The 24,250-nt window shown below is 42.0% G+C and carries 21 protein-coding genes and 1 rRNA gene; 15 read left to right on the top strand and 7 right to left on the bottom strand.

Features of this window, described 5'->3' with window-relative positions:
* Position 1 precedes the first annotated feature (1 nt).
* The gene (hslR, locus tag PSI14_RS15090) at positions 2-424 is read right to left on the bottom strand and encodes a ribosome-associated heat shock protein Hsp15 (protein WP_273576657.1); all 423 of its coding nucleotides are present in this window, start codon (positions 422-424) and stop codon (positions 2-4) included.
* Between the two features lie 81 nt (positions 425-505).
* Positions 506-2,623 carry an IgaA/UmoB family intracellular growth attenuator gene (locus PSI14_RS15095; protein WP_273576658.1) on the bottom strand — a complete coding sequence of 706 codons (2,118 nt, stop codon included), beginning with the start codon at positions 2,621-2,623 and terminating at the stop codon, positions 506-508.
* A gap of 356 nt (positions 2,624-2,979) precedes the next feature.
* On the opposite strand from PSI14_RS15095, the gene nudE reads away from it, so the two are divergent.
* A complete protein-coding gene (gene nudE, locus PSI14_RS15100; protein ID WP_273576659.1) occupies positions 2,980-3,543 on the top strand; it encodes an ADP compounds hydrolase NudE in 564 nt (187 codons plus the stop codon).
* A 614-nt stretch (positions 3,544-4,157) separates the two neighbouring features.
* On the opposite strand, the gene mrcA is transcribed toward nudE, so the two are convergent.
* The gene (gene mrcA, locus PSI14_RS15105) at positions 4,158-6,689 is read right to left on the bottom strand and encodes a peptidoglycan glycosyltransferase/peptidoglycan DD-transpeptidase MrcA (RefSeq protein WP_273576660.1); all 2,532 of its coding nucleotides are present in this window, start codon (positions 6,687-6,689) and stop codon (positions 4,158-4,160) included.
* Between the two features lie 254 nt (positions 6,690-6,943).
* Between mrcA and pilM the strand changes: the two genes are divergently transcribed.
* The 11 genes from pilM (at position 6,944) to trpS (ending at position 17,018) form a co-directional block, all read left to right on the top strand.
* Complete coding sequence (gene pilM / locus PSI14_RS15110) at positions 6,944-7,813, top strand: type IV pilus biogenesis protein PilM (protein WP_273576661.1); 870 nt, start codon at positions 6,944-6,946, stop codon at positions 7,811-7,813.
* Positions 7,813-8,361, top strand: a complete 549-nt coding sequence (locus PSI14_RS15115; protein ID WP_273576662.1) for a PilN domain-containing protein — start codon at positions 7,813-7,815, stop codon at positions 8,359-8,361. Before pilM ends, PSI14_RS15115 begins: the two co-directional genes overlap by 1 nt.
* Complete coding sequence (locus PSI14_RS15120) at positions 8,351-9,028, top strand: hypothetical protein (protein WP_273576663.1); 678 nt, start codon at positions 8,351-8,353, stop codon at positions 9,026-9,028. The genes PSI14_RS15115 and PSI14_RS15120 overlap by 11 nt, the downstream gene beginning before the upstream one ends.
* Positions 9,025-10,125, top strand: coding sequence for a secretin GspD/PilQ domain-containing protein (locus PSI14_RS15125; protein WP_273576664.1), 1,101 nt, complete (start codon positions 9,025-9,027; stop codon positions 10,123-10,125). The genes PSI14_RS15120 and PSI14_RS15125 overlap by 4 nt, the downstream gene beginning before the upstream one ends.
* A 589-nt stretch (positions 10,126-10,714) precedes the next feature.
* Positions 10,715-11,236: a shikimate kinase AroK gene (aroK, locus tag PSI14_RS15130; protein WP_038237472.1), complete on the top strand. Its 522-nt coding sequence runs from the start codon at positions 10,715-10,717 to the stop codon at positions 11,234-11,236.
* Between the two features lie 45 nt (positions 11,237-11,281).
* Entirely contained in the window at positions 11,282-12,379 is a 1,098-nt protein-coding gene (gene aroB, locus PSI14_RS15135) for a 3-dehydroquinate synthase (RefSeq protein WP_273576665.1), read from the top strand.
* A 266-nt stretch (positions 12,380-12,645) separates the two neighbouring features.
* On the top strand, positions 12,646-13,620 hold the full coding sequence (locus PSI14_RS15140; protein ID WP_273576666.1) for an SPOR domain-containing protein: 975 nt from the start codon (positions 12,646-12,648) through the stop codon (positions 13,618-13,620).
* 85 nt (positions 13,621-13,705) lie between these two features.
* Positions 13,706-14,524, top strand: coding sequence for an adenine-specific DNA-methyltransferase (gene dam / locus PSI14_RS15145; protein WP_273576667.1), 819 nt, complete (start codon positions 13,706-13,708; stop codon positions 14,522-14,524).
* A 58-nt stretch (positions 14,525-14,582) separates the two neighbouring features.
* A complete protein-coding gene (rpe, locus tag PSI14_RS15150) occupies positions 14,583-15,257 on the top strand; it encodes a ribulose-phosphate 3-epimerase (RefSeq protein WP_273576668.1) in 675 nt (224 codons plus the stop codon).
* Entirely contained in the window at positions 15,257-15,979 is a 723-nt protein-coding gene (locus tag PSI14_RS15155) for a phosphoglycolate phosphatase (protein ID WP_273576669.1), read from the top strand. The genes rpe and PSI14_RS15155 overlap by 1 nt, the downstream gene beginning before the upstream one ends.
* A 4-nt stretch (positions 15,980-15,983) precedes the next feature.
* Positions 15,984-17,018: a tryptophan--tRNA ligase gene (gene trpS, locus PSI14_RS15160; RefSeq protein WP_273576670.1), complete on the top strand. Its 1,035-nt coding sequence runs from the start codon at positions 15,984-15,986 to the stop codon at positions 17,016-17,018.
* A gap of 91 nt (positions 17,019-17,109) precedes the next feature.
* On the opposite strand, the gene PSI14_RS15165 is transcribed toward trpS, so the two are convergent.
* From PSI14_RS15165 to sodA, 3 genes are all read right to left on the bottom strand, one after another.
* Positions 17,110-17,844: a glycosyltransferase family 32 protein gene (locus PSI14_RS15165; protein ID WP_273576671.1), complete on the bottom strand. Its 735-nt coding sequence runs from the start codon at positions 17,842-17,844 to the stop codon at positions 17,110-17,112.
* Between the two features lie 214 nt (positions 17,845-18,058).
* Positions 18,059-18,730 carry a 6-hydroxyaminopurine reductase gene (gene yiiM, locus PSI14_RS15170; protein ID WP_273576672.1) on the bottom strand — a complete coding sequence of 224 codons (672 nt, stop codon included), beginning with the start codon at positions 18,728-18,730 and terminating at the stop codon, positions 18,059-18,061.
* 128 nt (positions 18,731-18,858) lie between these two features.
* Positions 18,859-19,485 carry a superoxide dismutase [Mn] gene (gene sodA / locus PSI14_RS15175; protein ID WP_273576673.1) on the bottom strand — a complete coding sequence of 209 codons (627 nt, stop codon included), beginning with the start codon at positions 19,483-19,485 and terminating at the stop codon, positions 18,859-18,861.
* A gap of 387 nt (positions 19,486-19,872) precedes the next feature.
* Here sodA and acs point away from each other — a divergent pair, with 387 nt between their 5' ends.
* The 3 genes from acs to actP all read left to right on the top strand — a co-directional run bounded on the left by acs (position 19,873) and on the right by actP (position 23,992).
* Positions 19,873-21,828, top strand: coding sequence for an acetate--CoA ligase (gene acs, locus PSI14_RS15180; RefSeq protein ID WP_273576674.1), 1,956 nt, complete (start codon positions 19,873-19,875; stop codon positions 21,826-21,828).
* A gap of 194 nt (positions 21,829-22,022) precedes the next feature.
* Positions 22,023-22,334 carry a DUF485 domain-containing protein gene (locus tag PSI14_RS15185; protein ID WP_273555588.1) on the top strand — a complete coding sequence of 104 codons (312 nt, stop codon included), beginning with the start codon at positions 22,023-22,025 and terminating at the stop codon, positions 22,332-22,334.
* The gene (gene actP / locus PSI14_RS15190; protein WP_273576675.1) at positions 22,331-23,992 is read left to right on the top strand and encodes a cation/acetate symporter ActP; all 1,662 of its coding nucleotides are present in this window, start codon (positions 22,331-22,333) and stop codon (positions 23,990-23,992) included. Before PSI14_RS15185 ends, actP begins: the two co-directional genes overlap by 4 nt.
* Positions 23,993-24,099: 107 nt before the next feature.
* On the opposite strand, the gene rrf is transcribed toward actP, so the two are convergent.
* Positions 24,100-24,215, bottom strand: a 5S ribosomal RNA gene (gene rrf, locus PSI14_RS15195).
* Between the last annotated feature and the right edge of the window lie 35 nt (positions 24,216-24,250).

Here is a 24,250-nt window from a genome sequence, read left to right on the forward strand (position 1 = left end):
TTTATTGAGTATCTTCCGACCCATTTAATTTCGTGTTCTTAAATTTTATTAGTGTACGCCGTTCTTTTTTATCTGGACGGCGATCGGGGTGCGGCATCGTGAGCGCATTCATTTTACGAGCCAATGCCATTTTTTCCCGATTGGTAATACTTTCTGCCGTTTCCTGATAAAGTTGCTGGGCTTCGGTAGCACTACGCCTGTGACTGCTCAATGCCAAGACGGTCACCGTTTTTTCATCATTTCCCTGACGCAGTTTGATCTTTGCATTCAACTCAACCAGTTTACTCGGCTTACTCCTCTGCCCATTATAATGAACTTTTCCCCCTTCAATCACGTCACGCGCAATGGAACGGGTTTTATAAAAACGGGCAGCCCACAGCCATTTATCAAGGCGAACAACCTGATCGGTATCTGAATTCTGCATGGATGTTTCTCCCAATGTTCTAATCCACACGCTTAATCGGCGCTGGCAAAAAACAGGCTGAGGGTAACACAGCCCATTGTGTCACCGCCAATTCATCGGCGTCGAAGGTAAGTTGAAACAGTTATTATAGTATTGAGTGATATGCTGAAGACGCCGTTGGTTCTTCTTCTTTTTCTTGATAATCAATATGGTGTTGATGACTAACGTCGACAACAATGTTGCCAATAGTAGACAACTTCCCAGATAACGAATGAAAGACGAGGAATCCGGTTCACTGTGCAACATGATATGACGAGTTCCATTGGGATCGACTGATAATCCTGTCACAATCCCCTCTATTTGAAATGGTGTTCTCATCAACATCTCTAAGATATCACTCAATTCGTACCACTGATCTAAAGCTGAGAAATCGAATATATAATTTGTCCGCGACGGATATTCAATAAATACTTTATTTTCATCACTACGCAGCAAAACGCCCCCCGGAGATGGACTGTTTATAAGAGCAACCACCTTATTAATTTCCTGAAGGATAAATGATTTAGTCGTGTCATGAACCAGCTTTTCCAATGCATCAGCACTGATAGAACGCAACAACACATTGGTTCCATCCAACTTTCCTGTTTCAGCACCTTTCAACAATTCATCCCAATTTTTGGCATTTCCCAAATTGGTCAGCGCATTTTTCAAACGATCACAATCAGGATCGTGAGCAAAGTAGTCGCACATTTTATGCGTATTCAAGATGATTTGTGAAAAATTGTCGAGCAGGATCATGCCCGATTTAGTAAAAGATTGGCTCAGTTCAGGACTAACTTTGCGGTTACGTTCATTTGGATGCAACTGCTCATCGACCACTTTTATCAATGCTGAGATATATTCAATAACTTCAGATTCCACTATCGGTAGTGGAATTTCACTATTCAAATAAACACCAGAACAATCAAATGGCGCGAATATTGTCATATCGAATTGGTGCAGAACCCTGGGCGGAGAATAACACATCCCAACCCCTTCAACCTTCAACACATCCCCTTTCTTCAACGGCATATTTTGTAGCTCATTGAAGTTGGTAATAACCTTGGTATTGCTGCCATATAACCAAGCCAAACTAAACCGCATGGATAAACTCACCGGCTGGAAAAAGTAAAGTACAAGCATGGCAGTGATAGAGAAAGCCACCAGAAGAAAGTTCTTACTGTAACGCTGATAAGGATAGTGCTTCTCTTCTTCATGCAAAGAGAGATAACGCCCTTGCCGCACAACATGGCAGTTGGTGTACATGTCGATATCTGTATTCTGATCAAGATCTTGGGAAATATAAGGCTCCCAATGTTCGGGGTATATCAGATCAATACCGCCCAAAGAGATATTTTTTCTTTGCTTCTGCTCAAATTCGCTGAATACTCCCCATCGCTTCGGAATGCCACTGAAACAATGGACATCTGCTAGTTTTCGGCCAGACGGCAATCGAAAAGACGACCAGAAGCTCCCCAGAATAAACAGGAATGCCACCAACATTAACCACGGAAGCATTGGGATGGGCACGAAAAGAGCCACAAACCATAGTGATAAACCAACACATACCAGAATACTTTCCTGAATGCCTGTTGGTTTTCGCAAACGATGTTCTTCTAATGTCTCTTTACGGGCATACAATAAATTAGCATTCGAATTGCCATTTTTTTGAATGGAGGCGTGCTCGGTTTTTGCCGCTGCTCGCGTGATGGATATCTCTTTTTGATAATCTTTCAGAGAGTGATCATTGACAGTGATGACAAGCGGCATTGATGCCGTTTGTACAATCTCAATCGTATTCTGTTGCTTGATGAATGACTCAAGCCATACAGGCAAATGTATTTCCATTTCATCAATATAATAGCGCCAATGGTGCACCCCATCCGTTGCAGCAGAAAACCGGGTGACAGGATGAGTGATGGTATAAACATTATTATATTTAATGGGTAGCACCGGATAATCTGCTCTATCCCTGCTACCCGTTTTCATCAGGAGACGGGCACTTCGCACATAAGATTCTATAGCTTGATATTCATCGGTATTCAGCTTACGACTGGTTGTTCTGGCGATTAACTGTAAATAACGCGCGTTATCAAGCCGCCTCCATCTGAAAGCCAGAAAGGAAGCCATTATAATCAGACTAATGATAAAAATAGCCAATATAATGACTAATGAGTTCATTTTTTCTCCATCCCGATAACAGCAGTACAGAGATCAGAAGAATAATGATCTCTTGAGACACATAAAATCAGGCTATTCCTATTCTTGCCTTCTATTTTTAATTTTATTCATGAAAGGTTATATAAATTTTCTAATACCTTTCCATAAAATATGGTCTTTTTGCAAGGGTAAAATAGCAACAAAAATACATTCAAGCGATAATCGCTATCATTTACTAACATAATCAGCCATATTAAAGCAAAGTTTGAATGCGTGTCCCATTTCATCACAAGGCTTAAATCAAACATTAATATTTAAGTTATTGGGCGCATTATTATTTTCAATTATCCGGTATATAACAACCATCAGGGGCAAGCATGATTGATCTGAAAAAACCTAAGATACTGAATATAAATAACATTGCCCACTCGCGCTTATTCAATATTCAATCTGTTGATCTTGAATTCAGCAATGGTGTAAAACGAGTTTATGAACGAATGAAACCCACAAATCATGAAGCAGTGCTAATTATTCCAGTTATTGGAGAAGAATTAATTCTTATTCATGAATATGCTGTTGGCATTGAACAATACGAATTAGGTTTTCCAAAGGGCGCCATTGATGCTGGAGAAAGCATTTTTGATGCTGCCAATCGTGAATTGAAGGAAGAAATTGGTTTCGGGGCGGAAAAATTAGAGCTGTTAACAAAATTGACCATGGCACCATCCTATTTCTCCAGTAAGATGAATATCGTGATTGCTCATGAGCTTTATCCAGAATGTCTGAAAGGGGATGAGCCTGAACCACTGGTGCAGATTCGATGGCCAATCTCTGACATGATGTCATTGCTGGAACATCCCGATTTCAACGAAGCCAGAAATGTCAGCGCACTATTTTTTGCCCAGCGATACTTGAAAGCAAAAAATAATGGGAAATATTAACCCATTAAATTTCTAAAAACGGGTAGGGAAAATTGATATCCCAATACCAATTTTGTACCCGTTTTAAACACGTTTCAAACAAAAACATAGAGATAAAAAATAAATATTTGAATTAAAGCAATGTCTAATTTTATGGATAGAGTCATCTTAATGATACTCATAAGAAAATAATTTGGTTTATTAAAAATAATAAATAAACACCTTAACTATATCTTTAAGATTAATTTTCATCATAATCATATATCTTCTATTAAAATATCTCTTTTATTAAGCAGTGATATATTGCTGTTAAGCATGTTGAAATAAAATCATTTTTAAAAAAATGATTAGAATCTAAATATATTTTAGGCCGGATAACCATCACTTTCAGGCCATAGTGTATCCACACACATCAACCAACTAAACATAACTCATAGTTATGAAGTGAAAATAAGTTATGAGCTGGAAATAAGTTATGGGCTGAAAGCTGAAAATAGGAATATTTAAAGATTCTCCATAATTATGGTGGTTAAAAGATATCAACATTAAGGCCCTGTCAATTTCATGACAGGGCCTTTTAATCTTTAGTTGCTTTAAATTTGATAGTTGCTTTAAATGTGATTATTGAAAATCAATCAGAACAACTCATGGCTTTCACCATTCTCAGTCACTGTCGTGCCCACATCCGGCACGGCATATTCCGTCGGCTGTGTGCCATCAATGAAATACTCTTTACGGGTATTACTACCACCGTCAGATAACTTACCCGTAGCGCGATCAATCGTGACCGAAACAATGCCAGTAGGCGGTTCGATCTTCTGCTCTGGAACACCTTCCAATGCGGCTTTCATGAAATCATCCCAAATTGGTTGAGCCGTCTTCGCGCCACCTTCGCCTTTGAAGACCGGAGTCCGCCCCAAGCTTCGACTATGCTCATCGAAACCAATCCAGGCCGTCGCCACCCTACCCGGGCCATAGCCAGAGAACCATGCATCTTTAGAACTGTTGGTTGTCCCTGTTTTGCCACCAATGTCACGGCGTTTTAAATCACGGGCAGCACGCCAGCCTGTCCCCATCCAACCCGGCTCACCAAAGATATTGGTATTCAAGGCATCATGGATAAGGAATGCCAACGGTGTACTGATAACGTGTGGAGCATACTGTTGGTCATCCGCATTAACAATTCCCGATACGCTCTTTAACTCTGGTTGAGGCGGCAAGACTGAATTTTGCGAAACATCAGAGTGAGCCACGTTCTCAATGGAATCTTCAGACAATTCGATGGAACGTGCTGTTTCACCATAAATCACCGGAATGTTTTCACATTGTGGGCAAGCAATTTTAGGTTTCGCCTCAAACAGCACTTTCCCTTCATCATTTTCAATTTTGCTGATGAAGTAGGGATCAACTAAATACCCTCCGTTCGCCATCACCCCATAGCCACGCACTAACTGCATCGGTGTAAAGGAAGGAGACCCCAGAGCCAAAGATTCCGTGCGTACAACGTTTTCCCCAGGAAAACCAAAACGCTTCAAGTAATCCGCAGCGTAATCAACTCCCATCGCACGCATGGCACGAACCATCACCACGTTTTTCGATTGTCCCAACCCCTGACGCAAGCGAACTGGCCCATCGTAAGTCGGTGGTGAATTTTTTGGACGCCAATCCGTCCCGGCTCCGGCATCCCAACGGCTGATAGGCGCGTCATTCAACAATGAGGCCAACGTCAGCCCTTTGTCCATTGCTGCGGTATACAGGAATGGCTTGATGTTGGAACCTACCTGACGCAGCGATTGTGTCACACGGTTAAATTTACTCAATTCAAAATCAAAACCACCTACCAACGCGTCTACCGCACCATTCATCGGATTGATGGAAACCAGAGCCGCATTAACTTCAGGAAGTTGAGCCAACCACCAAGTGTCATTGATTTTTCTGACCCAAATTTGTTCTCCTGCCCGAATGACTTCATTGACACTACGTGGCACAGCCCCTTGCAGGCTGTCAGTTTTGAATGGACGTGCCCAACGAACACCCGCCATCGTCAACTCAACTTTACTACCGTCCACCAGCATAGCCTGCGCCTGATTTGAATTGGATTTCATCACAACTGCCGGCAACAGGGGACCATATTTGGGCAAGGTTTTCAGCTTATCGATAACCTGTGTTTGGCTCCATTCCGGCTGATTGGCTTTCCATAACACTTCCTGAGGGCCGCGGTAACCATGACGAACATCATAGTCAATCACATTGGTACGAACAGCATCAACAGCCGCCAACTGAGATTTGCGCGTGATGGTGGTATACACCTTATAACCATCGGTATAAGCATTTTCACCATAACGGTTAATCATTTCCTGACGAGCCATTTCGGTTAAATAAGGCGCAGAGAAAACAATTTGTGGAGCATGATAACGGGCAACTAACTTCTCTCCTCTGGCTTCATCATACTGACGCCGAGTGATATATCCCTCTTCCAGCATCCGCCCCAGAACTATATTGCGGCGACTGACCGCTCGATCATAGGAATAAAGCGGGTTAAACGTTGAAGGCGCTTTCGGCAATCCGGCAATCATCGCCATCTCACTCAATGTCAGCTGATTGACACTCTTGCCAAAATAGACATGAGCCGCAGCACCAACACCATAAGCACGATAACCAAGGTAGATTTTGTTGAGGTATAACTCAAGGATTTCATCCTTAGTTAGCAATTGTTCGATCTTAATCGCCAGAAATGCTTCTTTCCCTTTACGTATCAACGTCTTCTCTCGGCTGAGAAAAAAGTTCCTCGCAAGTTGCTGAGTAATAGTACTCGCCCCCTGAGAAGCATGACCAGAAGTCATCACCACCGAAACAGCACGAATAACCCCGATGGGATCAATACCGTGGTGTTCATAAAAACGGCTATCTTCTGTGGCAATAAAAGCTTTCACCATTAAGGGAGGAATTTCTGACAAGGTAAGGGGCAAACGACGTTTTTCACCATATTGGGCTATTAATTCGCCATCAGCACTGAACACCTGCATCGGTGTTTGTAATCGGACATCCTTTAAAGTCGCAACATCTGGAAGCTGTGGCTCGATATATTTGTACAAACCAAAAATCGAGGCGGTTCCCAATAAAATGCAAACAACGATAAGGATCAAAAAATACTTTATGAACTTCACCTGAGATTTCTCACGCCATGTTAATCGGGCAGTTTATAAACGATCAGTACGTAGTATAAAAGGCTTAGTGTAAAGGAATTAGTATAAAGGCTATACAACGCGATGAATACGACCTTTCACCAATACCACTTTCATAAATAGCAGCTTTTCATTAGGTTTTTATTAACCTTAGGTTCGTAGATAGTAGTAGAAAGTAAATAGTAGTAGACAGTAAATAGTAGTAGACAGTAAATAGTAGATAAGGAGATCTCTACATGTATCCACCTAAATGGTATATCGGACTGGATATCCAAGAGCATTACATCCGCGCCCTTGCCGCCATTAAACGCCGTGACGGTTGGCAACTTCGACATTGCTGGCAATATCACCTATCCAGCGAAATTATTTCAGGAGGACGGCTACAAGATCCTGAAAAATTGCTTCATATTTTAATGCAATGGCGAAAAATATTACCTAAAAATCTTAGCGTCAGATTAGCACTCCCTGTTCAGCAAACTTTGCAGCGACAGATAACCTTGCCTAACCATACTGCCTTGCAGGAGCCGGAACTCGGCTGGTTTGTACATGCCAGTGCCGAAAAACAATTTCCTGTCAGTGAACTGGCGTTGGATTATCGTGTTCATGGTCAGCAGATTTGCATCAGCGCAACCCGTCAAAAAGATCTCAATCTCTGGCTGAATTTGTTCTCAGAACTCAATTTACCCCTTGATGCCATCGATATTGCACCCTGTGCATTGCGCTATATAGCCAAACTTGCAGGAGTGCCTGATGATAGTTGGTTAATTCACAAACGCATGATGGACTGGCTATGGGTTGCCCCTGCCAACCAACCTTTCAGCTATGGATTAGTGGCTTCACCATCAAATTCCCATCTGATTCAGATCATCAATCAGCTCCCCATGACTCAAGAAACTGAAAGTTATGCAATTTATTATAGCGATGAAGAGCAAGCGACATCAGTAAAAGTGGCATCAACAATATCAACACAGACATTAACATCAATAAAATCAGCCAATATTTGGCAACTCTTGATGGCATTCCGTCACTATCATCCTCCATTACCAGAAAAAATGAATGTGTTCATTATTGCCGCAGGTTTAGCACTCAGGCCGAGTGATCAGTAATGTATCAAGTCAATTTTTTACCTTGGCGGCAGAAAAAACTGAAACGGCAATGCCAAGTATGGGGGGCACTACTTTGCTTACAACTTGCGTTGTGGGCAACCGTATTGGTGTTCATTTCTACGCAGCAAACAAACCAAATGCGACAATATCGCGGACAATTAACGGAAATCACCCACCAGTTGGCTGAATTACAACAATCTATCAGAACAACAGACCAAGCCGTGCAAAAACACTATCAATTGTCACAACTATTACGGAAAAAACGAATATTTATGGAACAGAATCAACGCTATTTACAACTATTTCGTCAACTTCCCCACTTGTTACCAGAGAACAGTTGGCTGACTGCATTTAGTGACGACAATGGACAATTAATTTTCACTGCCCACAGTCAAAACTACACAGATATCTCCGATTTATTGGACAACCTGACTGACGACACTTCGCTTATCAATGTACAGCTGAAAAAAATGACAACGACGGAAGATCATTTCAAGGCCTTCACCATTGATGCAAATTGGTCAGAGGGAGAATCCGATGAGAAATAATTACGTTGAAGGGTTTCCTCAGCAATGGTTTTACCAACAATGGTTTTATCAGAAATGGCTTTATCTGCCTGTCTGGCAGCAATTTGCCTTGCAGCAATTGCTTATCATTTCACTGCTGTTGGGGTTCTATTTTTTGGTCTGGCATAAAAATCAGCACGAAATTCACGCTTTCCAGAGCAATATCAAGGAGCAGCAACACAATGCGATACTATCCCAACAGAGGCTTGCTGAACTGCCATCCCTGCCTGAAACCCAGCAGCAGATTCTGCAAATGACGGCAAACCTTGATCAAAATAGTTATCCTTCAATAAGGCATATATCCCCAAAAAATATTTCTCCCCAAAATACGACCATACTCAAACGGTTGCATATACCGCTAATTCGCTCTGGCAGCCAACTAATGGAGTGGAAAATCCACAAAGAAAACGAGCAAATTTTCTGGCATATCATGCTGTCACTAAATTATGACCAATTTCTCCATTTCTTAAATGAAATTCAAAAATTGCAGCCGCCGTTACTGATTAAGCACCTCACGATTACTCCAGCCGACAGCAGCCTGACAGTTCGCATGGTGTTTTCAGATCTTGCATTGCCAGATATGGCGGAGTCAGATGTGATCTTACCCAATGATGCACTCCCTGATCCTACTTATGAGGATAAATCATGAATAACCGTTTTTTGATCCTCATAACCTGCCTCTTACTACCCATATTCGGTTTTGCCGCAGCCACAGAAAGCTTCATCACAGAAAACCGTACAGGAGAAGAACCAGATTTCGAAATGTCAGTAAGAGATCCATTCCAACCCCCGATATACCCGACAGAGAACGAAACTGACTTCTCCTTAACAGGACAAAATGAGCAAGAACAAGAGATCGAATATCAGGTAATTGCCCTGCAATATGCCAATGCTGAACAAATAGCAGAGCAATTACAGAAAAATCAACCTGCACTACTGACAAAATGGGGGAAAATTGAACATGATCCCTTAACCAACAGCCTGATTCTGGAGGATAAATTTGATGCCATTACCCGTATCAAAAATTGGCTGAAAGAAGTCGATACTCCACAACAACAAGTACAAATTACTGCCCATATTGTTACCAGTAGCAGGGAAGCCCTGCATGAATTGGGCATTCACTGGGGAGTGAGCGCTGATCCACAGAACCAATCGGTGGGTCTGAACCGCCTGAATCTACACCAGCCTGCGGGTAACCAGCGTCATAGGCTGGTACTGAATACAGCCCGCATTCATGCAAACTTGCTAGAGCTGGAACTCAGTGCACTAGAACAGGAAAGCCAACTTGAGATTATTGCCAGCCCACGGCTAACAGCCTCACACCAGCAACCAGCCAGTATCAAGCAAGGTTCTGATATCCCTTATATCGTTCAGGATAAGGACAAAACAACCGTTCAGTTTAAAGAAGCGGTATTGGGCATGGAAGTAACACCTCATATTTTGAGGCAGGGAAAAATCCGGCTCGCGCTGAAAATCAGTCAAAATGCCCCCGGTTTCCCCATTAATCAGGGAGGAAATGAAAATCTGGCCATTGATAAACAAGAAATCATAACTCAAGTTACGATCCGAAATGGGGAAACCCTGATTCTCGGAGGGATCTTTCAACAAAAAAAAACCACAAGTTTGCAAAAAGTTCCTTACCTGTCAGATCTTCCCCTCTTGGGAGCATTATTTAACCAAAAAGGAGAACAACATAGCCGGAGGGAACTCGTAATTTTTATTACACCTCAACTGACCGATATTTAGCCAAATAAAAAAATATGGCATAAATATCAATATATTAATGAAGGTTATTGTGTTTTTTATGACAAATCGCCCACCATTTTTCTTGGTCCGGCCTGTTTATGGATTTGACGCTGAGAGTAATTTAGCATACAAGGATTATCTAATTGAGTGAGCAGATCTAATATCACAAGCAGGAGTCTATACCCAATAGATTTCGAATTACAGCGCAGCAGCAGGGAGCACACCCTCATAAACATAGATAACTCTATGTTTATAGCTATGTAGTTTATAGCTGAGTAGTTTATAACTGATATCGTTTGTAACTGTTTATAACTACGTAGCAGAGGTAAATTAACGCAACCAACAAAGCAGTAATTTGAAAGATGGAAGGTAGATACAGTAGGCACTCAATCAGCCAGCAGAAAGCATGAACCAGATGGCTTAGGTTTATGCCAGATTTATATAGTTGCAATACAGGCTGATGTGCTGAGATAATTTTCCTATCTGATCTCACATTCTCACTCATGAGGTTTCAGTTTAGGTCCCGCGGCTAATATCTGATTGGCGGGGCGGGTTATCATTAACAAACAGTCTTAGTAATACCAAAAACATGGCAGAGAAACGCAATATCTTTCTGGTTGGGCCTATGGGTGCCGGCAAAAGCACTATTGGTCGTCAGTTAGCTCAGCAACTCAATATGGAGTTTTACGACTCTGATCAAGAAATTGAGCGACGTACCGGAGCTGACGTGGGCTGGGTATTTGATGTGGAAGGCGAAGAAGGCTTCCGCGACCGCGAAGAAAAAATAATTAACGAACTGACTGAAAAACAGGGCATCGTATTGGCTACTGGGGGGGGTTCAGTTAAATCAAAAGAAACCCGCAATCGCCTGTCTGCCCGTGGTGTGGTCGTCTATTTAGAAACAACCATCGAAAAACAGTTAGCTCGTACCCAGCGCGATAAAAAACGCCCTTTACTTCAAGTTGATGCACCAGCACGAGAAGTTTTAGAAAATTTGGCTGATGAGCGTAATCCTCTTTATGAGGAAATTGCTGACGTGACTATTCGCACAGATGAGCAAAGCGCCAAAGTCGTCGCTAACCAAATCATTGAATTACTGGAAAAAAACTGATTATAGCGAGTCCGCACAGCGGCAAACGATAAGGCAAAAGCTGATATGGAACAAGTGACTGTTACGTTAGGTGAAAGAAGCTACCCAATTACCATAGCCGAAGGGCTATTTTCTGACAGTGAGGCATTCAAGCCCCTGCAAGCTGGTCAACAGGTCATGATAGTGACCAATGAAACGCTTGCACCCCTGTATCTTGAACAGGTGAAATCCACATTGCAGAGAATGGATCTTCGGGTAAATGAAGTTATCTTGCCTGACGGTGAACAGTACAAATCACTTTTTGTGCTCAATGACATTTTTTCCGCCTTACTGGAAAATAATCATGGTCGTGACACAACCCTTATCGCTCTTGGTGGTGGTGTAATCGGTGATATGACGGGATTTGCCGCAGCGAGTTATCAACGCGGCGTTCGTTTCATCCAAGTACCCACCACGCTACTTTCTCAGGTTGACTCTTCCGTTGGTGGAAAAACAGGAGTCAACCATCCCCTCGGCAAAAACATGATAGGCGCTTTCTACCAGCCGGCTTCTGTTATTGTCGATCTCAATTGTCTGAAAACATTGCCTGCTCAAGAGTTGTATTCAGGTCTGGCTGAAGTCATTAAATACGGTATCATTCTGGATGGTGAGTTCTTTAGCTGGCTTGAAGAGAATATCGAGAAATTACTGGCCCTCGACAGCCAAGCAATGGCCTATTGCATCCGTCGTTGTTGCGAACTCAAAGCGTTGGTTGTAGCGGCTGATGAGCAAGAACGCAGTGGAATGCGTGCATTGTTAAATCTCGGTCATACCTTTGGGCATGCGATTGAAGCTGAAATGGGTTATGGCGTCTGGTTGCATGGTCAAGCAGTTGCTGCGGGTATGGTGATGGCCGCAAGGGCATCTGAACTTGTCGGCACATTCTCAACACAAGATACCCAACGTATCATCCACTTGTTGGAGCGAGCAAAACTGCCTGTCAATGGCCCTGATACAATGTCTCCTGATGCTTATTTACCTCATATGATGCGAGACAAAAAAGTTTCTGCTGGGAAATTGCATCTGGTACTGCCAACAGCCATTGGGGAAGCAAAACTCCGTTCTGATATTGGGAAAGAAGTTATATTGGACGCTATTCGTCTATGTCAGCCATCTCCCCGCTAGATGCACGATGATTCCCGAACAACTCCAACTTACTGCTTTGGCATTAGATGAGATTCACTGCCAAAGCAGCAAGTTAGAAGATGAAGATAATGTCTGAATATGACAAAATTTGCGCCCAGTATAAAAGCTGAATGATGAATTATTCTCTAGCTGTTATGCTATAAAATAGCTACATTATCAAATAAAACGTTATCGGTTTTAGTTAGGTCAGGCTGCCAAACCTCTTAAATAACAATTGGCAGTATTATCTCTGCTGAGAGGGGCATATGGACGAATTAAAATCAGAAAATAAACAAAAAACAGAAAATGAATTAAAGCCAGATACTTCTGATCGCAGCCCTCAGCGATCTAAAAAGCAATTCAATCAACCAAAACTAGCAGTATCCCGTCAACAAATGATGATAGGTATTGGCATTCTGGTACTTTTGATTCTGATTATTGCCATCAGTTCTGCATTAAAATCCCCCACAGGGTCTGAAAAACAGCCATCTTCAAATGCAGCGGAAAAGAGTATCAACCTGTCTGGTTCTTCTTCACTGTCTTCCGATCCTTCTGGCAACGAGCAAAAAAACCTATCAGAGCCAGCAAATAATGGTGTACATGAAATTAGTCCACCACCAATTAATAGTATTCCAAGTAATAATACTTCAAGTAATAGCACTCCAACTCCTGCAACGGGAATAGGAACGGGTGGCTATAACCAACGCATAGAGTTACCCGGCGATATTTCTGATGCTTTGAACCAACAACAAAGTAACATTAATAATTCAGTGCAAAATAACCTGACACAACCGCAGGTCAAACCAACTCAACCAACGGTAACTCCACCTGTTGAACAGAAAAAGTCGGAGAAGGCTGCATCACCGAATCTGGAAAAACCTAAAAAAGAACATAAGGTCAGAGAAGATTATCACGCCAAGGCAACCGATAAACATGTGACAACGCATTATCAGGCTAATGGCAGTGATCTGCTTAAAGCACCTGCAAACCGATTCACAGTCCAATTGAGTAGCGCCAGCCGTTCTGATACCTTAATCGCTTTCGCGAAAAAAAATAACCTTTCCAATTACAAGGTTTATGAAACCAAACGCGACGGCAAGACATGGTTTATCTTAATCCACGGTAATTACAGTTCTGTTTCTGATGCTAAAAGAGCCATTTCTTCACTCCCCGCAGAAATTCAGGCCAAAAAACCTTGGGTCAGAAAACTACAACAGGTTCAGCAAGATCTGAAAAAATAAAACTATTTTGATTAGGCGCTGATATGCTGTCCTAAACAGAGTACAATCTGCGGCTCTGAAATTATTGAATAGCTAATTTGACGGCATGAAAAAAAAACGCGCTTTCTTAAAATGGGCCGGTGGAAAATACCCCTTGGTGGATGATATTAAACATCATCTGCCAGAGGGCGATTGCTTGATTGAGCCATTTGTTGGCGCAGGCTCGGTATTTCTGAATACCGATTATGATTCTTACATTTTGTCAGATATCAATAGCGATCTGATCAATTTGTACGACACCGTAAAATCTCGTGCGGATGAGTTTATTAATCATGCCCGTCCATTATTTTCATCGGAGTTCAACACTTCCGAAAACTTCTATCGTCTGAGAGAAGAGTTCAACAAAAGCAAAGATCCCTTTCGCCGCAGTATGTTGTTTCTTTACCTGAACCGCCACTGCTATAACGGTCTTTGTCGCTATAATTCTCGGGGTGAATTTAACGTTCCTTTCGGTCGCTATAAAAAACCCTATTTTCCTGAAGATGAGCTTTACTGGTTTGCAGAAAAGTCCCAAAAGGCAACGTTCATCTGCCAACATTACGAAATCGCATTGAACAATGCCCCAAAAGGCTCAGTGATTTACTGTGATCCCCCGTATGCCCCACTTTCAGCTACGGCTAATTTTACTGCCTACCATACAAATAGTTTTAACCTCCTTGATCAGGAAAATCTGGCGAAGATCGCCTATCATCTCTCGTCTAAAAAAGGCATTCCGGTACTCATATCTAATCATGACACGCTGATGACACGGGAATGGTATCATCAGGCTTCCCTCTACATTGTTAAAGCCCGCCGGACAATAAGTAGAAATATTCTTGCCCGAAGTAAAGTTGATGAACTTTTGGCGTTATACTGCCAGAAGTAATTGAGGTTTCTAGTCCCTGAAATTACGGGGATAAAACAATGAATTGGAGAAGATGATAATGAAGAAAGACTTTCTGATTGCCCCATCCATTCTATCCGCAGATTTTGCCCGATTAGGTGAAGATACCACTAAGGTTTTGGAAGCAGGTGCTGATGTTGTGCACTTTGATGTCATGGATAACCATTATGTGCCAAATCTGACTATTGGCCCAATGGTCTGTCAAGCTCTGCGCGATTATGGCATTACCGCACCGATTGATGTTCACCTAATGGTAAAACCTGTTGATCGCATTATCCCTGATTTTGCCAAGGCTGGTGCGACCTATATTACTTTCCATCCTGAAGCGAGTGAGCATATCGATCGCACGCTGCAACTAATCAAAGAACATGGCTGTAAAGCGGGTTTGGTCTTCAATCCAGCGACTCCCCTTAGCTATCTTGATTATGTATTGGATAAACTGGATGTGATTCTGTTGATGTCCGTCAACCCCGGCTTTGGTGGTCAGTCTTTCATTCCAGAAACACTGAAAAAACTGCGTCAGGTGCGCAAAATCATTGATGACAGCGGATACGATATCCGTCTCGAAATTGACGGCGGCATCAAACCCAATAATATTGCCGAGGCAGCTCAGGCTGGTGCTGATATGTTCGTCGCTGGCTCAGCTATTTTCAGTCAGCCAGATTATAAAGCGGTTATTGATGAGATGCGCCGTGAATTATTGAAGGTAGCATAATGAAAAATGACGTCGTGAAAGGAATTCGTGCCATTGCATTTGATTTGGATGGCACACTAGTGGACAGTGTCGGCGGGCTGGCAGATGCCTTGGATCAGGCCTTGATTGCCAAAGGATTACCCGCAGCAGGTAAAGAACAAGTCGCTGTCTGGATTGGCAATGGCGCTGACGTCATGGTTGAACGCGCATTGAAGTGGGCTGATGCTGAATCTTCTCCCGTATTGCATAGCGAAACACGCAAACTGTTTGATAAGTTTTATGAAACCAGCGTAACCACAGGCAGCCAACTGTTTCCTCACGTAAAAGAGACTTTGGCAGCACTGGCAAAACACAATTTGCCAATGGCGATTGTCACCAATAAACCAACACCTTTTATTGCTCCATTGCTGGAATCATTAGGTATCAGTGAATACTTTTCATTGGTACTGGGTGGTGATGATGTTAAAGAGAAAAAACCTCATCCCGCACCACTATATCTAACAATGGGTATGTTTGGTTTACATAAAGAAGAATTGCTTTTTGTCGGCGATTCCCGTAATGATATTTTGGCTGCACAAGCAGCTGGTTGCCCTTGTGTTGGCTTAACCTATGGATATAACTACGGAGAATCAATAGCATTAAGCCACCCAAATTATGTATTGAACCATTTTCCGGATTTACTCCCAACTCTTGGACTATCCACTTTAAAATTAGTATCCACTCTGAAAAGACAGGAAGCTTAATAAAATGAATGAACCCACTGTGATGAAACCAAACTCCCAAAAACCTATTGTATTCAGCGGCGCACAACCCTCCGGTGAATTGACCATCGGTAACTATATGGGGGCATTGCGTCAGTGGGCTAAAATGCAAGATGATTATGATTGCATCTACTGCATCGTTAACCAGCATGCCATTACCGTGCGCCAAGATCCCAATGAACTGAAAAAACGCACTCTGGATACGCTGGCACTTTACCTTGCCTGTGGTATTGATCCAAAGAAAAGCACTATCTTCGTTCAGTCACATGTTCCACAACATTCTCAGCTAAGTTGGGTACTGAACTGCTATGCCTATTTTGGAGAACTCAGCCGAATGACTCAATTCAAGGATAAATCAGCCCGTCACTCAGAAAATATCAACGCCGGGCTGTTTGATTATCCTGTTCTGATGGCCGCTGATATTTTGCTTTACCAAGCCAATCAGATCCCTGTGGGCAGTGACCAGAAGCAGCACCTTGAATTGAGCCGTGATTTGGCACTGCGTTTTAATGCCTTATACGGCGATATTTTCACTGTTCCAGAGCCATTTATTCCAAAAGGCGGCGCTCGCGTGATGTCATTGCAAGATCCGGACAAGAAGATGTCAAAATCCGATGATAACCGTAATAACGTGATTGCTTTACTGGAAGATCCTAAATCTGTCGCCAAGAAAATAAAACGTGCGGTTACCGATTCTGAAGAGCCACCCCGTGTACGTTATGATCTGGAAAATAAACCGGGTGTTTCCAATTTACTGGATATTCTTGCTGGCGTAACAGGCAAAACTATCCCTGAATTAGAAGCAGAGTTTGAAGGAAAAATGTACGGTCATTTGAAAGGGGCTGTTGCAGATGCTGTATGTGAAATGCTGACAGGATTACAGGAACGTTACCATCATTTCCGTAATGATGAAGCATTACTTAACCAAATCATGGCAGAAGGGGCCGCTAAGGCACAAGCTCGTGCTCAGGCAACCTTGGATAAAGTCTATGCAGCGGTAGGCTTGCTAGCTCACCCATAAGCTTATCCATTAATAGGATATAAATGCCAAAGGGTATTAATTCATCCTTTGGCATTATTTTTTGTCACGAGTTTGTTGTCACTTTGCATTATTATTTTTTAATAAATTTCATTATCTTATTATGATGCATAAGACTCAAATTAGACGAAGAAGGAAACTCTGTATCATCATGGTGAATATCATGAATTTTACTGACATTTCTCCACTTTCCACTCGCATCAACCTTTTCGAAAAGATGCTCTTTACCTTTCTCAACCCTAAATGCAGCCGAAGGCCTCGCATCATTAGGTAGTCTGTCTTTATCAATGTCCTTTAAATATTTCTCATACATTCCTGGCCCAGTATTCTGATAAGCCATATCAAAACGAATCTCTGGAATGACTCTTGAAGCAACCCATGTATCCTTTATGCCATCTGGATATTTTTTATATCGATTATCTTGCCAACCAATTTGGTTGTTAGAATTATTTCTACTCGTTTGATTTACTGGCTCAAGTGGATTAGCTAGGTTAATTAGTTTAATTTGCTTAGTTGGATGAATAGGGTTTTGAGCATAGTGTGAACTAATCTGATTTTTTAATTCCCCCATATTTTCTTCATTTTCTGTGGATTTTTTTCTTCTTATTTTATCAAAATCACACCCAAATATCTCACCACAATTTTTTGTCATGGCTCTAAATGTTTTTATAATCAATACCTTATTGCTTACCCATAAATTAATTTCAAAACCAGGGTTTTCCGCTTTCATTATAATGATATTTTCTATAAAACTTTCTGATACATTATTCCCAGTCCAAAAATAATGTATTTTCTTTGGTGTTCTCATATTACCTTTCCTTTAAAAACAAACGACAGTTTACATTAATAATTTTACTTAAAGAGTCATATAGAAAAAATTTAATTATGGATGGTAGGTTAGAATTAATATTTAGGAGGCACAAGAAATTATCTTATTTAAGATATATACTTTAGTCTTTTAAATTCATAATGTTGTGCTTAACATCACATTAAAAATATGATTACATCATTAATAGATTGCATTAATTACCCAATAAACGACGATTAAAATCCTCAATTTTTCCATGCAATATGCGTTTTTGCATCGTCAGATTCCAACTGGCAGATAATCCAGCAGCTCCCATTAAACGACGATATTGTTCTTCATCAAATGGATAATGAAAAGCAATGGAAATAGCTTCCTTAACAGAAACATCACTATTACGGCTTAACAGTTTTATCGGCTCGCCCGCACTTACCAAACCAGAAGAGATAACACGGTATAACCAGCCACAATGCCCATTATTTTGCATTATCGCAGCAAAATCTCTGATGTTTGTAACAAGATTGAGTTTAAAACAGGGAGAACGTGGCTGAGTAACCTGAATCAGCGTTTCACCCCATTGGAAAATATCGCCAATATAGACATTATCTTCCGTCATTCCTTCTGTGGATATGTTTTCACCAAACAAAGGGGATACAAATAACTCCATTAATTCAGGAAATTGCCTTTTCCAAAATAGGTAATGTTCTCTTGGATAATGACAAAGAGCACGATCAGACCCACCATGAAAACGAGCTTCCGCTTGTTCATCACCTTCCAGTCCAAGAGAGGTTAGCTGTAGCCGCCCATTCACCACCAGTTTATTGATTGCACTGTAACCCAGTGTTTCTGATGATAATATCTTGCCTCTATATACTTGTGGATAATACATTTTTGTTTCCTCTTAATGAGCTAGTAAAAGTGAACAAGTATTACTCAGGCATAATAGCCAAGATTATGCACAATAAAAATGCCGATCACGAGCATGACCAGCATTATTGTGGAAAATAATAGAATGGATTACTTAATTTTTTCTTCGTAGCGTCTTGCCGCTTCGTCCCAGTTTACGACGTACCAAAACGCTTTGATGTAGTCAGGACGGCGATTCTGATATTTCAGGTAATAAGCGTGTTCCCACACATCCAAACCCACTATAGGGTAACCGGAAGCACCAGCTATTTCTTCCCCCATGAGTGGGCTATCCTGATTAACTGTTGAAACAACAGCAAGTTTGCCATCGTCTTTCAGCACCAACCACGCCCAGCCAGAGCCAAAACGAGTTGCTGCCGCTTGTTCAAATTTTTCCTTGAAGCTGTCGATACTTCCAAAATCACGCTCAATAGCCGCTTTCAAAGCACCACCCAATACTGTACCCAGCTTTAATCCTTTCCAAAACAGGCTGTGGTTTGAGTGCCCACCCGCATTGTTGCGAATAAAAGTGCGTTTATCCGCTGGAATTTTATCAAGTTGTTGGATTAGGTCATCAATGCCCAGTTTGCTCAGTTCTGGGAAAGCTTCCAGAGCGGTATTCGCGTTAGTGACATACGTCTGATGGTGCTTAGTATGATGAATTTCCATCGTCTGTTTGTCGAAATGAGGCTCTAACGCATCATAGGAGTAAGGTAGAGAAGGCAGTGAATAGCTCATATCATATCTCCAGTTGTTTAGAATATATAAAGCTCACACCTTGTGAACAACACTATTACTATAGTGAATGGCTATTATAGTGAATTGCACGATAATGAAAATGATTATCAATTCCATGTATTCACTATGGTTTCCTTTGTATGCTCACGTTTCACACTCCCATTAAACTGAAAATCCAACTAATGTCGATTTTATGAAATATTTAGCCGTTATCAAAACTAACAGGCTTATTTAATATTAATCAAATAGGTTGTACTAAATGATCATGCCATGAAATTCATTCTCTTTATTGCGTGATCTTCCGCGCAAAAAAGAAACAAAAATTCTTCTTACAGTTTAGTTAACCTTGTTTTGACATAGTATTAACAATTGCAAGGAGATAAAAATATGACTCAAATAATCAAGCATCTTATTCCTGCTGATATTGCAGATACGGCCCTGATAAACAAACAACAGTACCTACAGGACTACCAGTGGTCCTTACAAGATCCTGAAGGGTTCTGGGGGGAAAAAGGTAACATAGTTGATTGGATTAGGCCTTACACCAAGATCAAAAATACTTCTTTCGATCCTGGGCATATCAGCATCCGCTGGTTTGAAGATGGCACTCTGAACTTAAGTGCCAACTGCCTTGATCGCCATTTGCAAGAGCGTGGCGATCAAACTGCTATTATATGGGAGGGAGATAATCCCGCAGAATCCCGCCATGTTACGTATCGGGAATTACATCATGACGTCTGCCAATTCTCTAATGTATTGAAAAAACTTGGGATCAAAAAAGGCGATGTTGTTGCTATCTATATGCCAATGGTGCCAGAAGCTGCCGTTGCAATGTTGGCCTGTGCCCGTATTGGGGCGATCCATTCCGTGATCTTTGGTGGCTTCTCCCCTGATGCCATCGCTGGCAGAGTTATCGATTCTAATGCCAAACTCGTTATTACCGCAGATGAAGGCTTACGAGCGGGTCGAACCATCCCATTGAAAAAAAATGTCGATGAGGCCCTGAGTAATCCAGACGTCACTAGCGTAACAAATGTGGTTGTTTTCAAACGTACCGGAAATACCAAAAACTGGAACAACGACCGTGACTTATGGTGGCATGAGCTGATAAAGAGTGTTAGTAGTGAGTGCCCCGTTGAAGAGATGAATGCCGAAGATCCACTATTCATTCTTTATACCTCAGGCTCTACCGGCAAACCTAAAGGCGTTCTGCATACGACGGGTGGTTATTTGGTCTACGCGTCTTTAACTTTCAAATACACATTCGATTATCGTCCCGGAGAAATTTATTGGTGCACAGCCGATATAGGATGGGTAACAGGGCATAGTTATCTGCTATATGGGCCACTATCCTGCGGTGCCACGACCTTGATGTTTGAAGGTGTTCCCAACTATCCCGATGTTAATCGTCTCTGTCAGGTAGTTGACAAACATAAAGTTAATATTCTTTATACTGCACCAACCGCTATCAGGGCATTAATGGCTGAAGGTGATAAAGCAATAGAAGGCACAAAACGCACATCATTGCGCATTATGGGTTCTGTTGGCGAACCAATTAATCCAGAAGCATGGGAGTGGTATTACCAAAAAATAGGTAATAGTAAATGTCCTATCGTAGATACCTGGTGGCAAACCGAAACTGGCGGATTCATGATTACACCACTACCGGGTGCTACTGATCTCAAAGCAGGCTCCGCTACTCTGCCATTTTTTGGCGTTAGTCCGGCATTGGTTGATAACTCAGGAGAAATTTTAGAGGGGGAGTGTGAAGGCAATCTTGTCATGACGGACTCTTGGCCAGCGCAGGCTCGAACTCTGTTTGGCGATCATGAACGTTTTGAACAAACCTATTTTTCCACTTTCAAGGGAATGTATTTCAGTGGTGATGGCGCTCGACGTGATGAAGATGGATATTACTGGATAACAGGCCGTGTTGATGATGTTCTGAATATTTCAGGCCATCGTTTGGGAACCGCAGAAATCGAATCAGCTCTGGTTTCATTCCCTAAAATAGCTGAAGCTGCCGTTGTGGGTATCCCGCATCATATCAAAGGGCAAGCTATTTACGCTTATGTCACGCTAATTCATGGTGAAGAGCCTTCTCCTGAACTGTATACCGAAGTCAGAAATTGGGTTCGTAAAGAAATCGGGCCGATTGCAACACCCGATATCCTTCACTGGACGGACTCTCTGCCCAAAACACGTTCTGGAAAAATAATGCGGCGTATTTTACGCAAAATAGCTTCTGGTGATACCAGTAATTTGGGAGATACCTCCACTCTGGCCGATCCGGGAGTCGTTGAAAAACTGCTGGAAGAAAAACAATCTATCAATATGTCGTAAGGTTATGTTGTAAAACCATGTCGTAAAACATATAGGCCGCTGCAAAGCGGCTTAAATAACGTATCACCAAAAGCGTAGAGCTATGCAGGGAAGTGGCTAATAGTCATGAATTCCCTCGGATACGGCTATCCGGTATCTGGCATCTCGTGCAGTACTTAAGGTGTACCGTTTCAAATCAACAAGGAGATACTCTAATGAGTGACGACATTTATCAAGAGGTTGAGAATAATCCCCGCTTTAAGGAATTAGTTAAGAAGCGGGGACGTTTTGCCTGGCTATTATCCATCATTATGTTAGTGCTTTATGTTGGTTTTGTTTTTCTTATTGCTTTTGCTCCTGAATGGCTTGGAACACAGCTCCATGAAAGCACCAGTATGACGCGGGGGATCCCCGTAGGGATCGGCATCATCTTTATTTCTTTCATATTGACAGGAATTTATGTAGTGAGGGCGAATGGTGAATTTGATCGCCTGACGTCAACTATTCTCAACGAGGTGAGAAAATGAAAAAAATTGTATTGTTATCAATACCTCTATTTTCCTTCCTCTTTCCTACCATAGCTCAAGCAGATGCCATATCAGATCATGTAGAAAAACAACCCTTAAATATTCAGGCGATTGTCATGTTCCTGTTATTCGTCGGGTTAACTCTTGGCATTACTTATTGGGCTTCAAAGCGGACTATTTCACGCTCAGATTATTATACCGCAGGTGGACGTATCACTGGATTCCAGAATGGTATGGCGATAGCTGGTGACTATATGTCCGCAGCCTCTTTTCTGGGAATTTCAGCGCTAGTTTATACTTCTGGCTATGATGGGCTGATTTATTCCATTGGCTTCCTAGTGGGCTGGCCGATCATTCTATTTCTCATTGCCGAGAGATTAAGAAACTTGGGGCGTTACACCTTTGCCGATGTCGCTTCTTATCGACTGAAACAGACTCCTATCCGTACTTTATCCGCAATCGGCTCATTAGTTGTTGTTGCGTTATACCTGATAGCTCAGATGGTTGGGGCTGGAAAGCTCATCGAGTTGCTATTCGGATTGAATTATTACGTCGCTGTTGTCTTGGTCGGTATTTTAATGGTGCTTTATGTATTGTTTGGCGGGATGCTGGCAACAACATGGGTTCAGATTATTAAAGCAATTCTATTGCTGGCAGGGGCAACATTCATGGCTCTGATGGTCATGAAAGCTGTTAATTTCAACTTTCATACCTTATTTAAAGAGGCCATTGCAGTGCACTCTCTTGGGCCTGCCATCATGCGTCCCGGAGGATTGGTATCTGATCCTATTTCTGCACTCTCTTTAGGATTAGCATTAATGTTCGGTACTGCGGGATTGCCACATATCATTATGCGTTTTTTTACTGTCAGCGATGCTAAGGAAGCCCGTAAAAGTGTTTTCTATGCAACTGGGTTTATCGGCTATTTTTATATCCTGACGTTCATTATCGGATTCGGTGCAATTTTATTGGTCAGTGCTAACCCATCGTTCAAAGATGCAACAGGGGCATTAGTTGGTGGTACAAATATGGCAGCCGTCCATCTAGCAAGTGCCGTTGGCGGTGATTTTTTCCTTGGCTTCATCTCAGCAGTTGCTTTTGCCACTATTTTAGCTGTAGTAGCAGGGTTAACATTGGCAGGCGCTTCAGCAGTATCCCATGACCTCTATGCTAATGTGATGAAAAGAGGACATGCTAATGAGCGGGATGAACTAAAGGTCTCCAAAGTTACCGTCGTTATTCTGGGATTCGTTGCTATTGGGCTAGGAATATTGTTCGAAAAGCAAAATATTGCTTTTATGGTCGGTTTGGCGTTCTCTATTGCTGCAAGCTGTAATTTCCCTATTATTTTATTGTCAATGTACTGGAGCAAGCTGACTACGCGTGGAGCGTTGGTTGGTGGATGGTTGGGGTTACTGACAGCAGTTGTATTAATGATCTTGGGCCCTACGATTTGGGTCAGCATTCTTGGTCATGAGAAACCGATTTATCCTTATGAATATCCAGCTCTGTTTTCTATGTTTATAGCATTTGTTGGTGCTTGGTTATTTTCGATTACAGATACTTCAGAACAAGGAGCACAGGAGAGGATAATGTTTCGCAGCCAATTTATTCGTTCGCAGACAGGGATTGGAATAGAACAAGGAAAAGCGCATTAATTCATACTATTTTTAATTCTTGTTTTAATCTCAGTATTCAATTTCCAAAAAAATATCCAACGCAAAAAAGCCATCCGCGAGCGGATGGCTTTTTTGGCTGATTAGTTGTCTGGCAGTGTCCTACTCTCACATGGGGAGACCCCACACTACCATCGGCGCTACGGTGTTTCACTGCTGAGTTCGGCATGGGGTCAGGTGGGACCACCGCGCTGTTGCCGCCAGACAAATCCTGTGTTCAATCCCGAACAAGCTGTTGAT

Source organism: Xenorhabdus anantnagensis, assembly GCF_028598555.1.
In the GTDB taxonomy this organism is placed as follows: Bacteria; Pseudomonadota; Gammaproteobacteria; order Enterobacterales; family Enterobacteriaceae; genus Xenorhabdus; species Xenorhabdus anantnagensis.